The sequence below is a fragment of the Thermolongibacillus altinsuensis genome (assembly GCF_004341205.1).
Classification (GTDB): domain Bacteria; phylum Bacillota; class Bacilli; order Bacillales; family Anoxybacillaceae; genus Thermolongibacillus; species Thermolongibacillus altinsuensis.
Map to the genome: position 1 here is coordinate 62413 of NZ_SLUL01000002.1, position 15329 is coordinate 77741.

Annotated in this window: 14 protein-coding genes; 10 read left to right on the forward strand and 4 right to left on the reverse strand. The window is 41.2% G+C overall.

What is annotated here, in order from left to right; genetic code table 11:
- Window positions 1–154 precede the first annotated feature (154 nt).
- Together EDD69_RS01915 and pgmB are read left to right on the forward strand one after the other, a co-directional pair.
- A complete protein-coding gene (locus tag EDD69_RS01915; RefSeq protein WP_424565321.1) occupies window positions 155–874 on the forward strand; it encodes a TrmH family RNA methyltransferase in 720 nt (239 codons plus the stop codon).
- Complete coding sequence (gene pgmB / locus EDD69_RS01920) at window positions 871–1545, forward strand: beta-phosphoglucomutase (protein ID WP_132947274.1); 675 nt, start codon at window positions 871–873, stop codon at window positions 1543–1545. The genes EDD69_RS01915 and pgmB overlap by 4 nt, the downstream gene beginning before the upstream one ends.
- Window positions 1546–1569: 24 nt before the next feature.
- Here the strand turns inward: pgmB and pflA are convergent, their stop codons facing one another.
- Window positions 1570–2298, reverse strand: a complete 729-nt coding sequence (gene pflA / locus EDD69_RS01925; protein WP_132947275.1) for a pyruvate formate-lyase-activating protein — start codon at window positions 2296–2298, stop codon at window positions 1570–1572.
- Window positions 2299–2352: 54 nt separating this feature from the next.
- Complete coding sequence (pflB, locus tag EDD69_RS01930; RefSeq protein ID WP_424565325.1) at window positions 2353–4581, reverse strand: formate C-acetyltransferase; 2229 nt, start codon at window positions 4579–4581, stop codon at window positions 2353–2355.
- Window positions 4582–4910: 329 nt separating this feature from the next.
- On the opposite strand from pflB, the gene EDD69_RS01935 reads away from it, so the two are divergent.
- From EDD69_RS01935 to EDD69_RS01945, 3 genes are all read left to right on the forward strand, one after another.
- The gene (locus tag EDD69_RS01935; protein ID WP_132947460.1) at window positions 4911–5693 is read left to right on the forward strand and encodes a basic amino acid ABC transporter substrate-binding protein; all 783 of its coding nucleotides are present in this window, start codon (window positions 4911–4913) and stop codon (window positions 5691–5693) included.
- A 61-nt stretch (window positions 5694–5754) separates the two neighbouring features.
- Entirely contained in the window at window positions 5755–6408 is a 654-nt protein-coding gene (locus tag EDD69_RS01940) for an amino acid ABC transporter permease (RefSeq protein WP_132947276.1), read from the forward strand.
- Window positions 6405–7127: an amino acid ABC transporter ATP-binding protein gene (locus tag EDD69_RS01945; protein ID WP_132947277.1), complete on the forward strand. Its 723-nt coding sequence runs from the start codon at window positions 6405–6407 to the stop codon at window positions 7125–7127. Before EDD69_RS01940 ends, EDD69_RS01945 begins: the two co-directional genes overlap by 4 nt.
- Window positions 7128–7186: 59 nt before the next feature.
- Here the strand turns inward: EDD69_RS01945 and ald are convergent, their stop codons facing one another.
- Together ald and EDD69_RS01955 are read right to left on the reverse strand one after the other, a co-directional pair.
- Entirely contained in the window at window positions 7187–8317 is a 1131-nt protein-coding gene (gene ald, locus EDD69_RS01950; protein ID WP_132947278.1) for an alanine dehydrogenase, read from the reverse strand.
- 120 nt (window positions 8318–8437) lie between these two features.
- On the reverse strand, window positions 8438–9661 hold the full coding sequence (locus EDD69_RS01955; protein ID WP_132947279.1) for a PucR family transcriptional regulator: 1224 nt from the start codon (window positions 9659–9661) through the stop codon (window positions 8438–8440).
- 227 nt (window positions 9662–9888) lie between these two features.
- Here EDD69_RS01955 and EDD69_RS01960 point away from each other — a divergent pair, with 227 nt between their 5' ends.
- The 5 genes from EDD69_RS01960 (at window position 9889) to EDD69_RS01980 (ending at window position 15296) form a co-directional block, all read left to right on the forward strand.
- Window positions 9889–10380, forward strand: a complete 492-nt coding sequence (locus tag EDD69_RS01960) for a PTS sugar transporter subunit IIA (protein ID WP_132947461.1) — start codon at window positions 9889–9891, stop codon at window positions 10378–10380.
- A 72-nt stretch (window positions 10381–10452) separates the two neighbouring features.
- Window positions 10453–11286: a BglG family transcription antiterminator LicT gene (gene licT / locus EDD69_RS01965; protein ID WP_132947280.1), complete on the forward strand. Its 834-nt coding sequence runs from the start codon at window positions 10453–10455 to the stop codon at window positions 11284–11286.
- Between the two features lie 191 nt (window positions 11287–11477).
- The gene (locus EDD69_RS01970; RefSeq protein WP_132947281.1) at window positions 11478–12854 is read left to right on the forward strand and encodes a sucrose-specific PTS transporter subunit IIBC; all 1377 of its coding nucleotides are present in this window, start codon (window positions 11478–11480) and stop codon (window positions 12852–12854) included.
- Between the two features lie 49 nt (window positions 12855–12903).
- Complete coding sequence (locus tag EDD69_RS01975) at window positions 12904–13863, forward strand: aminoimidazole riboside kinase (protein ID WP_132947282.1); 960 nt, start codon at window positions 12904–12906, stop codon at window positions 13861–13863.
- Window positions 13860–15296, forward strand: a complete 1437-nt coding sequence (locus tag EDD69_RS01980) for a glycoside hydrolase family 32 protein (RefSeq protein WP_132947283.1) — start codon at window positions 13860–13862, stop codon at window positions 15294–15296. Before EDD69_RS01975 ends, EDD69_RS01980 begins: the two co-directional genes overlap by 4 nt.
- Window positions 15297–15329: the final 33 nt, after the last annotated feature.

A 15329-nucleotide genomic window follows, 5' to 3' on the forward strand; every position in this document is an offset into this window, starting at 1 on the left:
AGAGATGATTTGTAAAAAAATTTTAACTAATTTTTGGCGTTCTTATGTCTGAGATTTTAGGTGAAGAATACAAAGAGAATCGTGGAATTTATGGACCTTCATTTAGTAAAATGGATGTCGGACAACCCATCTTTCGTAAGGGGGATTTGGATACATGAGAATGACAAAAGAAGAAGAACGTCAATGGATTGAGGAGCGAATGGCGGAAGGGCTATTGACGGAAGAAAATCGAATGTTATGGGAAATGATTTTGCCAAGCCGTCTTAAGCGAATGTACGATGTGTTAAAGGAACGAACGCGTTATATTACGATTTTAACGGAAGCGGTTGATGATCCGCACAACCAAGCCGCTGTTTTGCGTTCAGCCGAGGCATTTGGCATCCAAGACGTATTTGTTGTCACGGGAAGAGCACCGTTTGAACCGAATAAATTTGTGACCAAACATGCGGACAAGTGGCTGACGATTCATCAAAAGCCAGATATTCAAACCGCGATTAAAGACTTGAAAGCAAAAGGGTATCAAGTGTTTGCAAGCTATCTTGGCGAAGGAACGGTTCCGCTGCAACAAATCGATCTATCTAAACCGACGGCGCTTTTGTTCGGAAATGAGCATAGTGGAGTATCCGAGGAAGCGGTTGAATTAGCGGATGGAAAATTTGTCATCCCGATGAGCGGCTTTGTTCAAAGTTTTAATATTTCCGTTGCGGCAGCCATTTCGTTGTACGATGTAACGAGTCGAGCAAAGCAAATGGCGAAGGAACGTTATTATTTGCCATTAGCTGAAAAGAAAGAGTTGTACGAGCATTGGATGATGCTATCGCTCAGTCCTCGTGTACGAAAAATGGTTGCAAGTAAAGTTGGAGGATTGCGATGAAGCTTGAGGCGGTCATTTTTGATTTAGATGGCGTGATTGCCGATACGGTTGAATTGTATTATATAGCGACAAAACGCTTGGCTGATGAAATCGGTGTTCCGTTTGACCGAACGTTAAATCAAAAGCTGCAAGGAATGAGCCGATTAAGCATGGTCGAAGCGTTGCTTGGCGATCAGGCAAACGAATGGACAGATGAAGAAAAAGTGGCCCTTGGCAATAAAAGAGGCGAATATTATCGGCAATTAATTGAACAATTAACGCCTCATGACGTTTTGCCTGGCATGTTGCAATTGTTGCAGGATATTCGAGAAGAGGGAGTTAAAATCGGTTTAGCTTCTTCCAGTTCGAATGCGTCGTTCGTTGTTGAACGTTTGCAAGTCCGTTCATTTTTTGATTATATCGTTGACGTCAAAACGATTAAAAAGATGAAACCGGATCCGGAAATTTTCTTAAAGGCGGCACAAGGGTTAGGGGTCGTTCCTCATCATTGTGTGGCCATTGAAGATGGAGAAGCAGGATTGCGAGCCATCAAAGAGACAGATATGTTTTCTGTCGGGATCGGTAAACATTTAACCGATTTGCAGCCGGATTGGCTCGTGCATTCAACGGCGGAAATCACGTGGAGCGAATTGAAAGAGAGATTTGAACATAAAAAAGCTGGCTTATTGTGAGATGCAGAAGCCAGCTTTTTATCGTTATACTGCGCCTAAAATGGCACGCGCTTTTCGAACGGTTTCTTCTGTTGGCGGTTCAATGCCTTCTAGCGGATACGTCAAACCTAATTCTTTCCACTTATATACCCCTAATTTATGATAAGGAAGAATTTCAATTTTTTCTACGTTTTTTAAGGTGCGAATAAAATCGGCTAAACGGCGCAAATCTTCCTCATCGTCGGTTACGGTTGGAACGAGAACGTGACGAATCCAAACAGGAACTCCTTTTTCTGATAAAAGCTGCGCAAACTTTAAAATATGTTGATTCGTTTTTCCAGTAAGTTTACGATGTTTTTTTTCGTCGATATGTTTTAAATCGAGCAAAATTAAATCCGTATACTTCAGCAACTCATCTAGCTTTCGTTGGAACGTTTCTTCCTCGGTATAACAGCCGCCTGAAGAATCAATCGTTGTATGAATGCCAAGCTCTTTACATCGTTTAAATAATTCAATGAGAAAATCGATTTGTAAAAGCGGTTCGCCGCCGCTGATCGTAATTCCGCCGCCAGATGCCTTGATAAATGGTAAATATGTTTGTAAATCAGCGATGATCTCATCGACGGTCATTTCCTTGCCTTTGCCGATTTCCCATGTATCGGCATTATGACAATATTGGCAACGTAACAGGCATCCTTGGGTAAACACGACATAGCGAATGCCTGGACCATCAACCGTTCCGCATGATTCAATCGAATGAATAAAGCCTTTCATCTTTGGTATGCCTCCTAGTTAGAAAAGCTCCCACCATTTCGTGGGAGCTTGATATTACATGCTTTCGTGGAACGTCCGGTTAATGACGTCAATTTGTTGTTCGCGTGTTAACTTAATGAAGTTCACCGCATAACCAGATACACGAATAGTGAGTTGCGGATATTTTTCTGGATGTTCCATCGCGTCAAGCAATGTCTCGCGGTTAAAGACGTTCACGTTCAAGTGGTGTCCGCGTTTTTCTGCATATCCGTCTAAGATTGCGACAAGGTTGCGAACGCGTGACTCATCATCTTTTCCAAGCGCTTTTGGCACGATGGAGAATGTGTTTGAAATACCATCTAACGCGTATTCATAAGGCAATTTTGCGACAGAGCTCAATGATGCGAGAGCACCTTTCGTGTCGCGTCCGTGCATTGGGTTCGCACCTGGAGCGAATGGTTCTCCTGCGCGACGGCCGTCTGGTGTGTTTCCTGTCTTTTTGCCGTATACGACGTTTGACGTAATTGTTAAGATCGATGTTGTATGTTTTGCATCACGATATGTTTTATGCTTTCTCAATTTTGTCATGAAGCGTTCAACAATATCTACCGCAATGGAATCGACGCGATCGTCGTTGTTTCCGTATTTCGGGAAGTCTCCTTCAACTTCGAAGTCGACCGCAATGCCATTTTCGTCGCGAATCGCTTTTACTTTCGCATATTTAATCGCACTTAATGAATCGGCGACAACGGAAAGTCCAGCGATTCCTGTTGCCATTGTGCGCATGACGTTTGTGTCGTGAAGCGCCATTTCAATGCGCTCATAGCAATATTTATCGTGCATGTAGTGGATGACGTTTAATGTATTGATATACAATTCCGCCAACCATTCTAAGACGTTGTCAAATTTGCGCATGACTTCATCGTAATCTAAGTATTCAGAAGTAATTGGCGCAAATTCAGGACCAACTTGGATTTTTAATTTTTCATCGACGCCGCCGTTGATCGCATATAAAAGTGCTTTCGCAAGGTTGGCGCGTGCACCGAAGAACTGCATTTGCTTACCGATGCGCATAGCGGATACGCAGCAAGCAATACCGTAATCATCGCCAAACTCAGGACGCATTAAATCGTCATTTTCGTATTGAATCGAACTTGTTTTAATAGACATTTTCGCGCAATATTTCTTGAACGCTTCTGGTAATTTTGTTGACCAAAGTACAGTTAAGTTTGGTTCAGGCGCAGGACCTAAGTTATCTAATGTATGAAGGAAACGGAATGAGTTTTTCGTTACTAATGGTCGACCGTCAATCGCAATTCCGCCAATGGCTTCTGTTACCCATGTTGGGTCGCCGCTGAATAACTCATTGTACTCAGGTGTTCTTGCGAATTTGACAAGACGCAATTTCATAACGAAATGGTCAACAAGTTCTTGCGCCTCTTTTTCAGTGAGCGTGCCTTCTTGTAAGTCGCGCTCAATGTAAATATCTAAGAATGTGGATACGCGTCCTAAGCTCATCGCTGCACCGTTTTGTTCTTTAATGGCTGCAAGATAAGCGAAGTAGAGCCATTGGAACGCCTCATGTGCATTGCGGGCAGGTTGAGAAATGTCATAACCATAGCTCATGGCCATTTGTTTTAATTCATTCAATGCGCGAATTTGTTCGGAAATTTCTTCGCGAAGACGGATAATATCTTCCGTCATTGTCCGCGCTCCTGTGTTTTTAAAGTCTTTTTTCTTCTCTTCGATTAAGCGGTCGACACCGTATAACGCAACGCGACGATAGTCGCCGATGATGCGTCCGCGGCCGTATGCGTCAGGAAGACCCGTGATGATTCCTGCTTTACGTGCTGCTCTCATTTCGTCGGTGTAGACGTCAAATACACCTTGGTTGTGTGTTTTACGATATTCTGTAAAAATCTTTTTAATTTCATCGCTTACTTTGTAGCCATAGGCCTCGCATGCTTGTTCTGCCATGCGAATACCGCCAAATGGCATCAATGCGCGTTTGAACGGTTCGTCTGTTTGGAATCCGACTATTTTTTCGAGTTCTTTGTTCAAGTAACCAGGTCCATGGGAAGTAATGGTGGACACAATTTCTGTATCCATGTTCAGAACGCCGCCTTTTTCGCGTTCTAATTTGGATAATTCCATTACTTGTTCCCAAAGTTTTTTCGTAGCTTCTGTTGGCCCTTCTAAGAATGATTCATCCCCATAGTAAACGCTTACGTTATTTAAGATAAAATCGCGAACGTCAATTTCTTTTTTCCATTTTTGTCCTTTAAATCCTCTCCAAGGATCCATTGTAGCTTTTTCCATCACCATTTGTTCCATAAAGGTTCCCCTCCCATGAGATTCAAAGAAGCATTTCCTACTATAAAGAATACTACTTTTTAGTTCGAAAAGAGAAAGTCATTATTTACGAATTTGTGAAATGTTGATCAATAATATTTTTTAAAATAAAGATTTTTATGAAAATTATTTTTATAAAATTCATTGCATAAACACGAAAAAGTTGGTAACATGATGAATATAAAAAATATTCTTACTTCAAAGAAAATTATTATTATTTTAAACAAATAGTAAGGGGGAAACGAGAAGTGAAAAAAGGAATCTTTTTAGCATTGGCGATTATGCTCGCTGTTGCCCTAGCGGGGTGCGGCAGCTCATCAGACAAAACATCTTCATCGGGGGGAAGCGAAAAGGAGAGTAAGAAAGTCAAGGTCGTAACGGATGCTACGTTTGCTCCGTTTGAATACATGGATAAAGGGAAAATCGTTGGATTTGACGTTGATTTGTTAGATGCGGTGATGAAAGAAGCAGGAATGGAATACGAATTAAAAAATATCGGTTGGGATCCTTTATTTGCGGCGGTTCAAGGGAAAGAAGCCGATATGGCTGTTTCAGCAATTACGATCGATAAAGATCGAAAACAAACGTATGATTTCTCGATTCCATACTTTGAATCTACACATATGATTCTTGTCAAAGAGGGAAGCACCATTAAAAATGCCCTTGATTTAAAAGGAAAAGTCGTTGGGGTTCAAAACGGTACGACAGGACAAACGGCGGTAGAGAAAATTTTAGGGGCTGAAAATAAAAATATTAAAAAATTTGAAAACAGTGTCGTTGCGATTATGGATCTCGTAAACGGCGGAGTCGAAGCGGTTGTGACAGACAACGCGGTTGCAAATGAGTACGTCAAAAACAATCCAGACGCAAAAGTGAAAGCGATCGAAGACCGAAAGAATTTTGAATCTGAGTTTTATGGCTTTATGTTCCCGAAAGGAAGCGAATTAAAAGCGAAAATCGATCCTGCGCTGAAGAAAGTGATTGAAAGTGGAAAATACACAGAAATTTATAAAAAGTGGTTTGGCAAGGAACCAAATATCGACAATTTATTAAAACAGCAATGATTGTTTAAAAATTGCGTAACTCTCATTAGTTACGCAATTTTTATAGGGAAAGGTGAGAGAGATGAATTTTCGTTTTGATATTATTGCCGAATATGCTCCTTTTTTCTTCAAAGGGGTTTTATGGACGATCGGACTTTCGTTAATCGGAATTATTTTCGGAACCATTCTTGGTTTAGTCATTGGTCTTGGGAAAATGTCAAAAAATCGAATGTTACGATTACCATTTGAATGGTATGTTCATTTTTTTCGAGGCACCCCGTTATTTGTGCAAATTTTGCTTATTCATTTCGGATTTATGCCGCTCTTTGTTTCGCAGCCAAATCCCATCGCTTCCGGCGCGATTTCGCTCTCGTTGAATGCAGCGGCATATATCGCTGAAATTTTCCGCGCGGGCATTCAATCGATTGATCGAGGCCAAATGGAAGCGGCGCGTTCGCTTGGAATGACGCATGTTCAAGCGATGCGTTACGTCATTTTGCCGCAAGCGGTGAAGCGGATGATCCCGCCGCTTGGCAACGAATTTATCGTTCTTATTAAAGATTCTTCCCTCGCTGCCGTTATCGCTGCGCCTGAATTAATGTATTGGGGGAGAGCGTTGCAAGGGCAATATTATCGTGTGTGGGAGCCTTACTTAACGGTTGCACTTATCTACTTAATTCTTACTCTCACGCTCAACAAAGTGTTACACCATGTAGAAAGAAGGTATCAAACATGATTCGGGTCACGAATTTAAGGAAATCATATGGAACCGTACAAGTGTTAAAAGGGATTGACATTCATATTCGAGAAAAAGAGGTCGTTGTCGTCATTGGACCTTCAGGTTCAGGAAAATCAACATTTTTACGCTGTTTAAATCTTTTAGAGAATTTTGACGAAGGAGAAGTTATTGTTGATGGATTCAATTTAAAAGATCCGAATACGGACATTAATAAAGTGCGCGAAGAAGTCGGGATGGTGTTTCAACGTTTTAATTTATTTCCGCATATGACGGTGCTTGATAATATTACGCTCGCTCCGGTAAAAGTGCGGCAATGGCCAATCGAAAAAGCAAAAGAAAAAGCGATGCAATTGTTGGCGAAAGTCGGATTGCAAGATAAGGCGCACGTATTTCCGGATTCGTTATCAGGTGGACAAGCGCAGCGCGTGGCGATTGCGCGCGCGTTAGCGATGGAGCCGAAAGTGATGTTATTTGACGAACCAACATCCGCATTAGATCCTGAAATGGTTGGGGAAGTGCTATCCGTTATGAAACAGTTAGCCAAAGAGGGAATGACGATGGTGGTCGTGACGCATGAAATGGGATTTGCGCGCGAAGTCGGGGATCGTGTGATTTTTATGGATGACGGAGTGATTGTGGAAGAAGGAACACCAAGTGACATTTTTGATCAACCAAAACATGAACGAACAAAATTGTTTTTATCGAAAGTATTGTAATATAGTAAAAGCCGATGCTTTGATGACGCATCGGCTTTTTATAAATTTGATGGGGGACATTATAAAGAAAGCTGTTTTTCTAATGCCACTTCGACTGGTACGTATTCGTAACCAAGATCTCTTGCTACGGCTTCATACGTGATTTCGCCGTTAGCAACGTTGACACCAAGTCGTAATGCAGGGTTGTCTGCAATCGCTTTGCGAACGCCTTTGTTAGCGATTTGCAACGCATATGGCATGGTTACGTTTGTTAACGCTAATGTGGATGTTCTTGGAACTGCTCCAGGCATGTTGGCGACTGCGTAATGAACAACGCCATGTTTAACGTATGTTGGATTATCGTGCGTTGTAACGTGATCGCTTGTTTCAACAATTCCACCTTGGTCGATCGCTACGTCAACGATGACGGAACCTGGTTCCATCGCTTTTACCATTTCTTCTGTGACAAGTTTTGGAGCTTTTGCGCCTGGAATTAAGACGGCGCCGATAACAAGATCAGATTCGGCAACTGCTTGGGCAATGTTCATTGGATTGGACATTAACGTGTTAATTTGATTTCCGAAAATATCATCTAATTCGCGAAGACGCTCTGCGCTTAAGTCGATGATTGTGACGTCAGCACCCAATCCGATCGCTACTTTTGCTGCGTTTGTTCCGACGACACCGCCGCCAATAATCGTTACTTTTCCGCGGCTTACACCTGGTACGCCAGAAAGAAGAATACCTTTTCCGCCTTTTGTCTTTTCAAGGAACTGTGCCCCGATTTGTGCGGCCATGCGTCCTGCTACTTCGCTCATTGGTGTAAGAAGAGGCAATGTGCGACCAACTTGCACCGTTTCATAAGCGATCGCAATCACGCCTTTTTCTTTTAATGCGCGAGCGAGTTCAGGTTCTGCAGCGAGATGCAAGTAAGTGAATAAAATTAATCCTGGTCGGAAGTAGTCGTATTCGCTTGGTAGCGGCTCTTTTACTTTCATCACCATGTCTGCTTGTGCCCATACATCCGCGGCACGTTCAATGATTTCCGCTCCTGCATTCATATAAGCTTCATTAGTGAAACCGCTTCCAATTCCAGCGTCTTTTTCAACTAATACTTTATGACCGGCATTTACAAATGACATAACTCCTGCTGGAGTAATCGCAACACGATTTTCATTGTTTTTAATTTCCTTTGGAACCCCGATAATCATTCGATGTTTCCCCTTTCATGTTGTCTTATTCTATTATCTACAGTATAAATGATTTTTATGATTTATTCTTTGTTAAGAAAAGAGAAAGAGAAAATAAGCTTTTGTGGATTTCCACAAAAGCTACGTGTTTCCGTATTGATCGAGTTTGATATCGATATAAAGCTTGAGTTTTTGGTTGATATTTTTTAAATCAATTTCCCCCACTTCGCTTACTCGTTTTAATCGATAAGCGAGCGTATTTGGGTGAATGTTTAATGCTTTGGCTGTTTCGTTGACGTTGCTGTCGAGATCTAAAAATACTTCAAGCGTTTTTACTAAATTGGTATGATGTTTTTCATCATATTGTTTTAGTTTGATAAGCGTTTCGTTACGAAACTCGCCTTCACGTTTTTTTTCAAGAAGCAAATCGAAAAATTGGTAAATACCGAGTTCTTGATAACTATCAACCATTTTCATTTGCTTTCCGAATGTTTCTTTCATTTTCAAAACCGTTAATGCTTCTTTGTAGCTTTTTTTAATTTCCGTATAGTGATCATATATTCCACCAAATCCGCCATCAATGACATCGACATGAAAGCGTTCTTTCATTTGTGAAATGAACGAATTCAAAAAATGTTTTACTTCATTTGAGGATTGTTCCATCGATTTTGGGATGGCAAGTAAAATGAGTTGGCGATGATCGATCGTGTAAAGCGGGATATGAATTTGTTGAGTTGTTTTTAAAATATAATTAATTTGCCTTTCTACATCCGATTGAATTTCTTGCTTAAAACGAAAAACGATAACACAAAACGGATGATGAATCGGAATATGCAGCAAATGAAAATGTTCTTTTATTTCATCATGCGATGTAAAGTGTCCGGTGAGCAGTTTCCAAAAAAATTCTTGTACTCGTTCTTCTTTTTTGTTTTTGCGAATTTGCAGTTGCAACAGCAAGTTTTTTGCTGCTTTTGCTGCTTGTTTGAGCAGTTCAAAATCTTTATTGGTCCATGTGCGGTTCATTTCCAGCGCCCAAATAAACCCTAACACTTCTTTATTTTTCCAAATCGAAATGGCGACTCGTTTGCCGAGTCCAACTTCAGAAATTGTGTCAACACGAACCGGTTCATCGGAGCTTAGTAATTTTGGAATGACGCCTTCTCTCCATAGACTGTTAATGACTTTTTCGGGAACGCGGCGATTAATAATCGTTGCGGTTCGAGCTGGATCAGTGTAATGTTCATGTGTGCTGTAAGCAATTAAACGGTGATTGGCATCTTCGATCGTAATCGGACATTGTAACACTTCACTAACGCGATCCGCGAACTCTTCTAAACTATCAAAATTTGTCGCAAATGGATTCATCGAACACGCTCCGTTTCTCTGTATTGTTCTTAAATGTTATTTTATCATTTTTTTGCGTAAAAAAATCCGTTTGACAAATGAAAGGCTTTGCACTAGTCTAATAGACAGAAATAGAATATTGTGGGATTGTGACTGCGTTCAGCAGGCAAGACCTAAAGCGAGTGCATGGGGAGACGTGTGCCGTTTTAGGTCTTTTTTGCATTTTTTTAGAAAGGGGATTTACGTTGATTTTCGGGAAATTATTCGGGAAAAAAGAGAAAACAGAAACACTGGTTGCCCCGTTAACAGGGAAGATCGTTTCGATTGATCAAGTTCCTGATCCAGTTTTTTCGCAAAAAATGATGGGCGATGGAGTCGCGATTGAGCCATCAGAAGGCGTCGTTGTTGCACCTGTCGATGGTGAAATCATTCAGGTTTTTCCGACCAAACATGCGGTTGGATTACGCTCCAAAGCTGGGTTAGAGATTTTGATTCACATCGGTCTTGAGACTGTCAACATGAACGGAGAAGGATTTGAAGCGCATGTTCAGGCGGGAGATCGCGTCAAAGCTGGAGATCGTTTAATTACATTCGATTTGGAATTAGTAAAAGAGAAGGCCAAAAGTACGATGACGCCTATCATTATTACAAATGGGGATTTTGTTGATCATTTAGAAAAAGTGGAAAATGTGATGGGACAAAAAGGTGAAATAACCATCATGACCGTCAAGGCAAAATAAGTTTTTACTTAAGAGAAAGGTTGATGCAGGATATAATAGTAGTAAAAACTTTGTTCGTTGAGGGGACGAAAGATGGCGTTAAGGATTCATAAAATTTTAAACAATAACGCGGTGGTTGTGTTAGACGAAGGGCAAGAAAAAATTGTGATGGGGCCAGGAATTGCATTCCAAAAGCGAAAAAATGACATCGTTCCCCGGGCAAAAATTGAAAAAATTTTCGTGATGGAAGACGAAAATGAAAAGTTTCAAGAGTTATTGCGAACACTTCCAGAGGAACATATTCAAATCGCTGAGGAAATTATTAGTTACGCTGAAGGGGAGCTGCAAGCTCCTCTTAACAACCATATCCATATCGCGTTAACCGATCATCTATCTTTTGCGATCGAACGAATTCAACAAGGATATCAAATTCAAAATAAATTGTTAAATGAAATTAAAGTGCTGTACAAAAAAGAATATCAAATTGGCCTTTGGGCGAAGCAGCTCATTCGCGAGCGGCTTGGAATCGAGATTCCTGATGATGAGGTTGGACATATTGCGCTTCATATTCATACAGCGAAAATGGATGCAGCGAGCATGAACAAAACGCTGCAGCAAACATCCCTTATTCGCGAAATGATTGAAATCATTGAAAAAGAATTAAACATGAATATCGATGAAGAGAGCTTTTCGTATCAACGTCTGCTGACACATTTGCGTTTTGCGCTAAACCGAATCGAAAACGGAGAGCCGTTTCATGCGATGGATGAAGACATGTTTCGCTTAATTCAAACGAAATACGAAAAAGAATTTGCTTGTGCGTTAAAAATGTCACAATATGCTAAAGATGAGTATGGCATTGACTTTCCTGATGCCGAACTTGCTTATATTACATTGCACATTCAGCGATTAACAAGCAAAGTTTAAAATTTTTGTATAATATTGACAAAAAGGTGAAATACGCTAAAATGAAAGCGCATTAAAAATGAATACTGCGGGATTGTGACTGCATGTTAGCAGGCAAGACCTAAAATGTACGAAAGATGTGAAAAACATCTTTGTACGTTTTAGGTCTTTTTTGTTTTTAAACGATAAAGAATGAACGAGGAGGGAAAAAGATGAATTATCAAGAAATGGTTAAACAGTTAATTCCGCTTTTAGGCGGAAAAGAGAACATTGTCAGTGCGGTTCATTGTGCGACACGTCTTCGTCTCGTTTTACGCGATGAGAAAAAAGTCGATCAAAAGGCGATCGAAAATATGGATGGAGTGAAAGGGGCTTTTGCAAGTTCTGGCCAGTACCAAATCATTTTCGGAACAGGTGTTGTGAATAAAGTATATGAGCAATTTGTAAAAGAAGCTGGTTTACAACATGTGAGCGCAGATGCTCATCAAGAAGCTGTGAAACAAAAAATGAATCCGATTGCTCGATTGGCAAAAACGTTATCCAACATTTTCGTGCCGATTATTCCAGCGATTGTGGCGAGCGGTTTGTTAATGGGTCTTCTCGGTATGATGAAGGCATTTAAATGGGTTGCGGCAGATAGTGCTTGGATTGTTCTGTTAGATATGTTTTCAAGTGCTGCGTTTATCATTTTGCCTATTTTAATTGGATATAGCGCAGCGAAAGAATTTGGCGGGAATCCGTTTTTAGGAGCGGTCATCGGCGGAATTATGACGCACCCTACGCTGTTAAACCCTTGGGGATTAGCGAATGCAAAGCCAGAATATCTCCATTTTCTTGGCTTGGATATCGCCATGATTGGTTACCAAGGTACGGTCATTCCAATTTTGTTAGCGACGTATGTGATGAGCCAAATTGAAAAAAATTTGCGCAAAGTCGTTCCACATTCTGTCGACTTGCTTGTCACTCCATTTATCACCGTCATCTTGACAGGATTTACGACTATTTTAGCGATTGGTCCGCTTGGAAACATGCTCGGTAAAGGAATTACGACAACATTAAACTTTGTGTATGATACGGGCGGCGCATTAGCAGGACTGATTTTCGGTGGTTTATATTCCATGATTGTGATTACCGGTGTTCATCATAGCTTTCATGCGATTGAAGCTGGGTTGTTAGCGGATATTGGCAAAAACTATTTATTGCCAATTTGGTCAATGGCCAACGTTGCTCAAGGCGGCGCGGGTTTAGCTGTTTTCTTTAAGTCAAGACACACAAAAACGAAAGAGATCGCTCTGCCTTCCGCATTCTCAGCGTTTTTAGGAATTACAGAGCCGGTTATTTTCGGTGTAAACTTAAAATATCGTAAGCCGTTCATTGCCGCAGCGATCGGCGGAGCGTTTGGCGGAGCGTACGTTGTATTTACAAACGTCGTTGCCAACGCGTACGGATTAACAGGTATTCCAATGATTGCGATTGTGGCACCGATGGGAATGGAAAACTTAGTCAACTACCTCATCGGATTTGCGATCGCGGTTGTGACTGCGTTTGTGGCAACATTGTTATTAGGATTCAAAGAAGAAGAAAAATAGGCGAGCATTCACTCGCCTATTTTTGCAATCAGGTGGAGGGGGAACGATGATGAAAAAAGGTATCATTAGTTTGGGTGAGGCGTTAATCGATTTTATTCCGCTTGATGCGACAAATACGGTCTATCAAAAAAGCCCGGGTGGCGCTCCTGCGAATGTTGCCGTCGGTGTTGCGCGGTTAGGGGCAAAGTCGACGTTTCTTGGCAAAGTCGGAAAAGATGTATTAGGAACATTTTTAAAAGAAACGCTTGAGGCATACGGCGTCAACACGTCTTTTATGTTGCTCAGCAAAGAGGTTCGTACCGGAGTCGTGTTCGTCACATTGGCTGAAAATGGCGAGCGAAGCTTCGATTTTTATATTAATCCGAGCGCCGATCGCTTTTTAGAAGAAAACGAGATCGATGAATCCATATTCCATCAGCATAAAATTTTACATATTGGTTCCATTTCGCTCATTAGCGAACCTGCTCGTAGCGCAACGAAAAAGGCGGTTTCCTTAGCGAAGGAAAACGGAATGATCGTTTCGTACGATCCAAACTTGCGCCTCGGTTTATGGGAGAGCGAAGGACAAGCGCGCGAAATGATCATTTCGATGCTGCCGAAAGCGGACGTTTTAAAAATTTCGGAAGAAGAATTGGAATTTATAACAGGTGAAAAGGAAATCGAAAAAGGAATCGATGCCCTCTCTTCTTACAACATTCCACTTATTTTCGTTACGCTTGGCGCTAAAGGAAGCTATGTGTTTACAAAAGAAGGATCCGTCTTTATCCCTGCTTTAAAGGTGGAAGCGGTTGATACAACCGGAGCGGGAGATGCGTTTGTGTCAGGAATTTTATATTGTCTGAACGAATATGAAGGTACGCTTGATTCTCTCACGTTGCAAGAAGTCGAGCGAATGGCGCGTTTTGCGAGCGTTTCAGGCGCGTTAGCCGCATCAACAAAAGGTGCGATGACGGCGTTGCCAACGTTACAACAAGTACAACAAATTTTAAATAAGGGATGGTCAATATGAAATCAGCGAGAGAGCAACAACTGATTCAACTAGCTGAAGCAGAAATTGAAAAAAATCAAGCCATTGTCAATGCAGATCCTTATCGGCTTCGATACCATCTTATGCCTCCTGTTGGATTGATGAATGACCCGAATGGCTTCATTCATTGGCGTGGAACGTATCACGTTTTTTATCAATGGATGCCGTTTAAAACCGGTCACGGCGCAAAATTTTGGGGGCATTATTCATCTGCCGATCTCGTCCACTGGCGACATGAAAAAATTGCGTTAGCACCGAGTGAATGGTTTGATAAAGATGGATGTTATTCGGGAAGTGCAATTGATCATAATGGCACCTTAACGTTGTTTTATACAGGAAATGTAAAAGACGAAAAAGGCGAGCGAAGCACGTATCAATGTATGGCGGTATCGGAAAATGGAACGGATTTTACAAAAAAAGGTGTTGTTTTAGAGCTTCCATCGGGATATACAGCTCATTTTCGTGATCCGAAAGTATGGAAAAAAGACGATGTCTGGTACATGATCGTTGGCGCTCAAAGCGAAAATTTAGACGGAAAAGCGGTACTGTTTCGTTCGAAAGATTTGACGAACTGGGAGCATCTAGGTGCGATTGCCGGTGGACATGACGGAGATTTTGGATATATGTGGGAATGCCCAGATTTGTTTGAGCTTGACGGAAAAGATGTTTTAATTGTTTGTCCGCAAGGTTTAAAGCCGAACGGAATGCTTTACAACAACGTATATCAATCGGGTTATTTTGTTGGCGAGTTAGACTACAACAACATTCAATACGTCCATGGAGATTTTACCGAACTAGATCGCGGTTTTGAATTTTATGCACCGCAAACAACGGTTGATGCGAAAGGAAGAAGATTATTGATTGCATGGATGGGGGTTCCAGATCAATATGAGGACAAACATCCAACGATTGCTTACAAATGGATTCATGCATTGACGATTCCGCGCGAGTTGGAATTGGTAAATGGAAAGTTGCATCAACGGCCAGTGGAGGAATTAAAGAAGCTTCGCCGAGAAGAAGTCGTTTATCCAAATGTCGCGCTCATGTCTGAAACGAAGCAGTTTTCAAATGTTTCTGGGCAATCGGTCGAGCTGCTTCTAGAGCGGATAGATGGAAGAGGAATTTTGACCATTCATATTCGTGACAATGCTAAATTTCTATATGACTACGAAAATGGCATTGCAACATTGGAGCGAAAAAGCTTTGTTGATGGACAGGTCGAGAAAAGACAATGTCAATTGAATGAATTGCGCACGTTACGTATGTTTTTGGATACGTCGTCAGTTGAAATTTTTTTAAATGATGGCGAAGAAGTATTTACAGCGCGCATTTTCCCGGATTCCAATAACGAACAAATCATCTTTCAAGCAAATGACAGGATATCATTTGATTTAAAAAAGTGGAAATTATGTTAAAACTTTTGCTTGTCAAATGTTCACGTTTAGGAA

Excerpts from the sequence above, each read along its gene's own strand:
- EDD69_RS01915 (WP_424565321.1), top strand. The coding sequence starts at position 155 with ATGAGAATGACAAAAGAAGAAGAACGTCAATGGATTGAGGAGCGAATG.
- pgmB (WP_132947274.1), top strand. The coding sequence starts at position 871 with ATGAAGCTTGAGGCGGTCATTTTTGATTTAGATGGCGTGATTGCCGAT.
- pflA (WP_132947275.1), bottom strand. The coding sequence starts at position 2,298 with ATGAAAGGCTTTATTCATTCGATTGAATCATGCGGAACGGTTGATGGT.
- pflB (WP_424565325.1), bottom strand. The coding sequence starts at position 4,581 with ATGGATCCTTGGAGAGGATTTAAAGGACAAAAATGGAAAAAAGAAATT.
- EDD69_RS01935 (WP_132947460.1), top strand. The coding sequence starts at position 4,911 with ATGCTCGCTGTTGCCCTAGCGGGGTGCGGCAGCTCATCAGACAAAACA.
- EDD69_RS01940 (WP_132947276.1), top strand. The coding sequence starts at position 5,755 with ATGAATTTTCGTTTTGATATTATTGCCGAATATGCTCCTTTTTTCTTC.
- EDD69_RS01945 (WP_132947277.1), top strand. The coding sequence starts at position 6,405 with ATGATTCGGGTCACGAATTTAAGGAAATCATATGGAACCGTACAAGTG.
- ald (WP_132947278.1), bottom strand. The coding sequence starts at position 8,317 with ATGATTATCGGGGTTCCAAAGGAAATTAAAAACAATGAAAATCGTGTT.
- EDD69_RS01955 (WP_132947279.1), bottom strand. The coding sequence starts at position 9,661 with ATGAATCCATTTGCGACAAATTTTGATAGTTTAGAAGAGTTCGCGGAT.
- licT (WP_132947280.1), top strand. The coding sequence starts at position 10,453 with ATGGCGTTAAGGATTCATAAAATTTTAAACAATAACGCGGTGGTTGTG.
- EDD69_RS01970 (WP_132947281.1), top strand. The coding sequence starts at position 11,478 with ATGAATTATCAAGAAATGGTTAAACAGTTAATTCCGCTTTTAGGCGGA.
- EDD69_RS01975 (WP_132947282.1), top strand. The coding sequence starts at position 12,904 with ATGAAAAAAGGTATCATTAGTTTGGGTGAGGCGTTAATCGATTTTATT.
- EDD69_RS01980 (WP_132947283.1), top strand. The coding sequence starts at position 13,860 with ATGAAATCAGCGAGAGAGCAACAACTGATTCAACTAGCTGAAGCAGAA.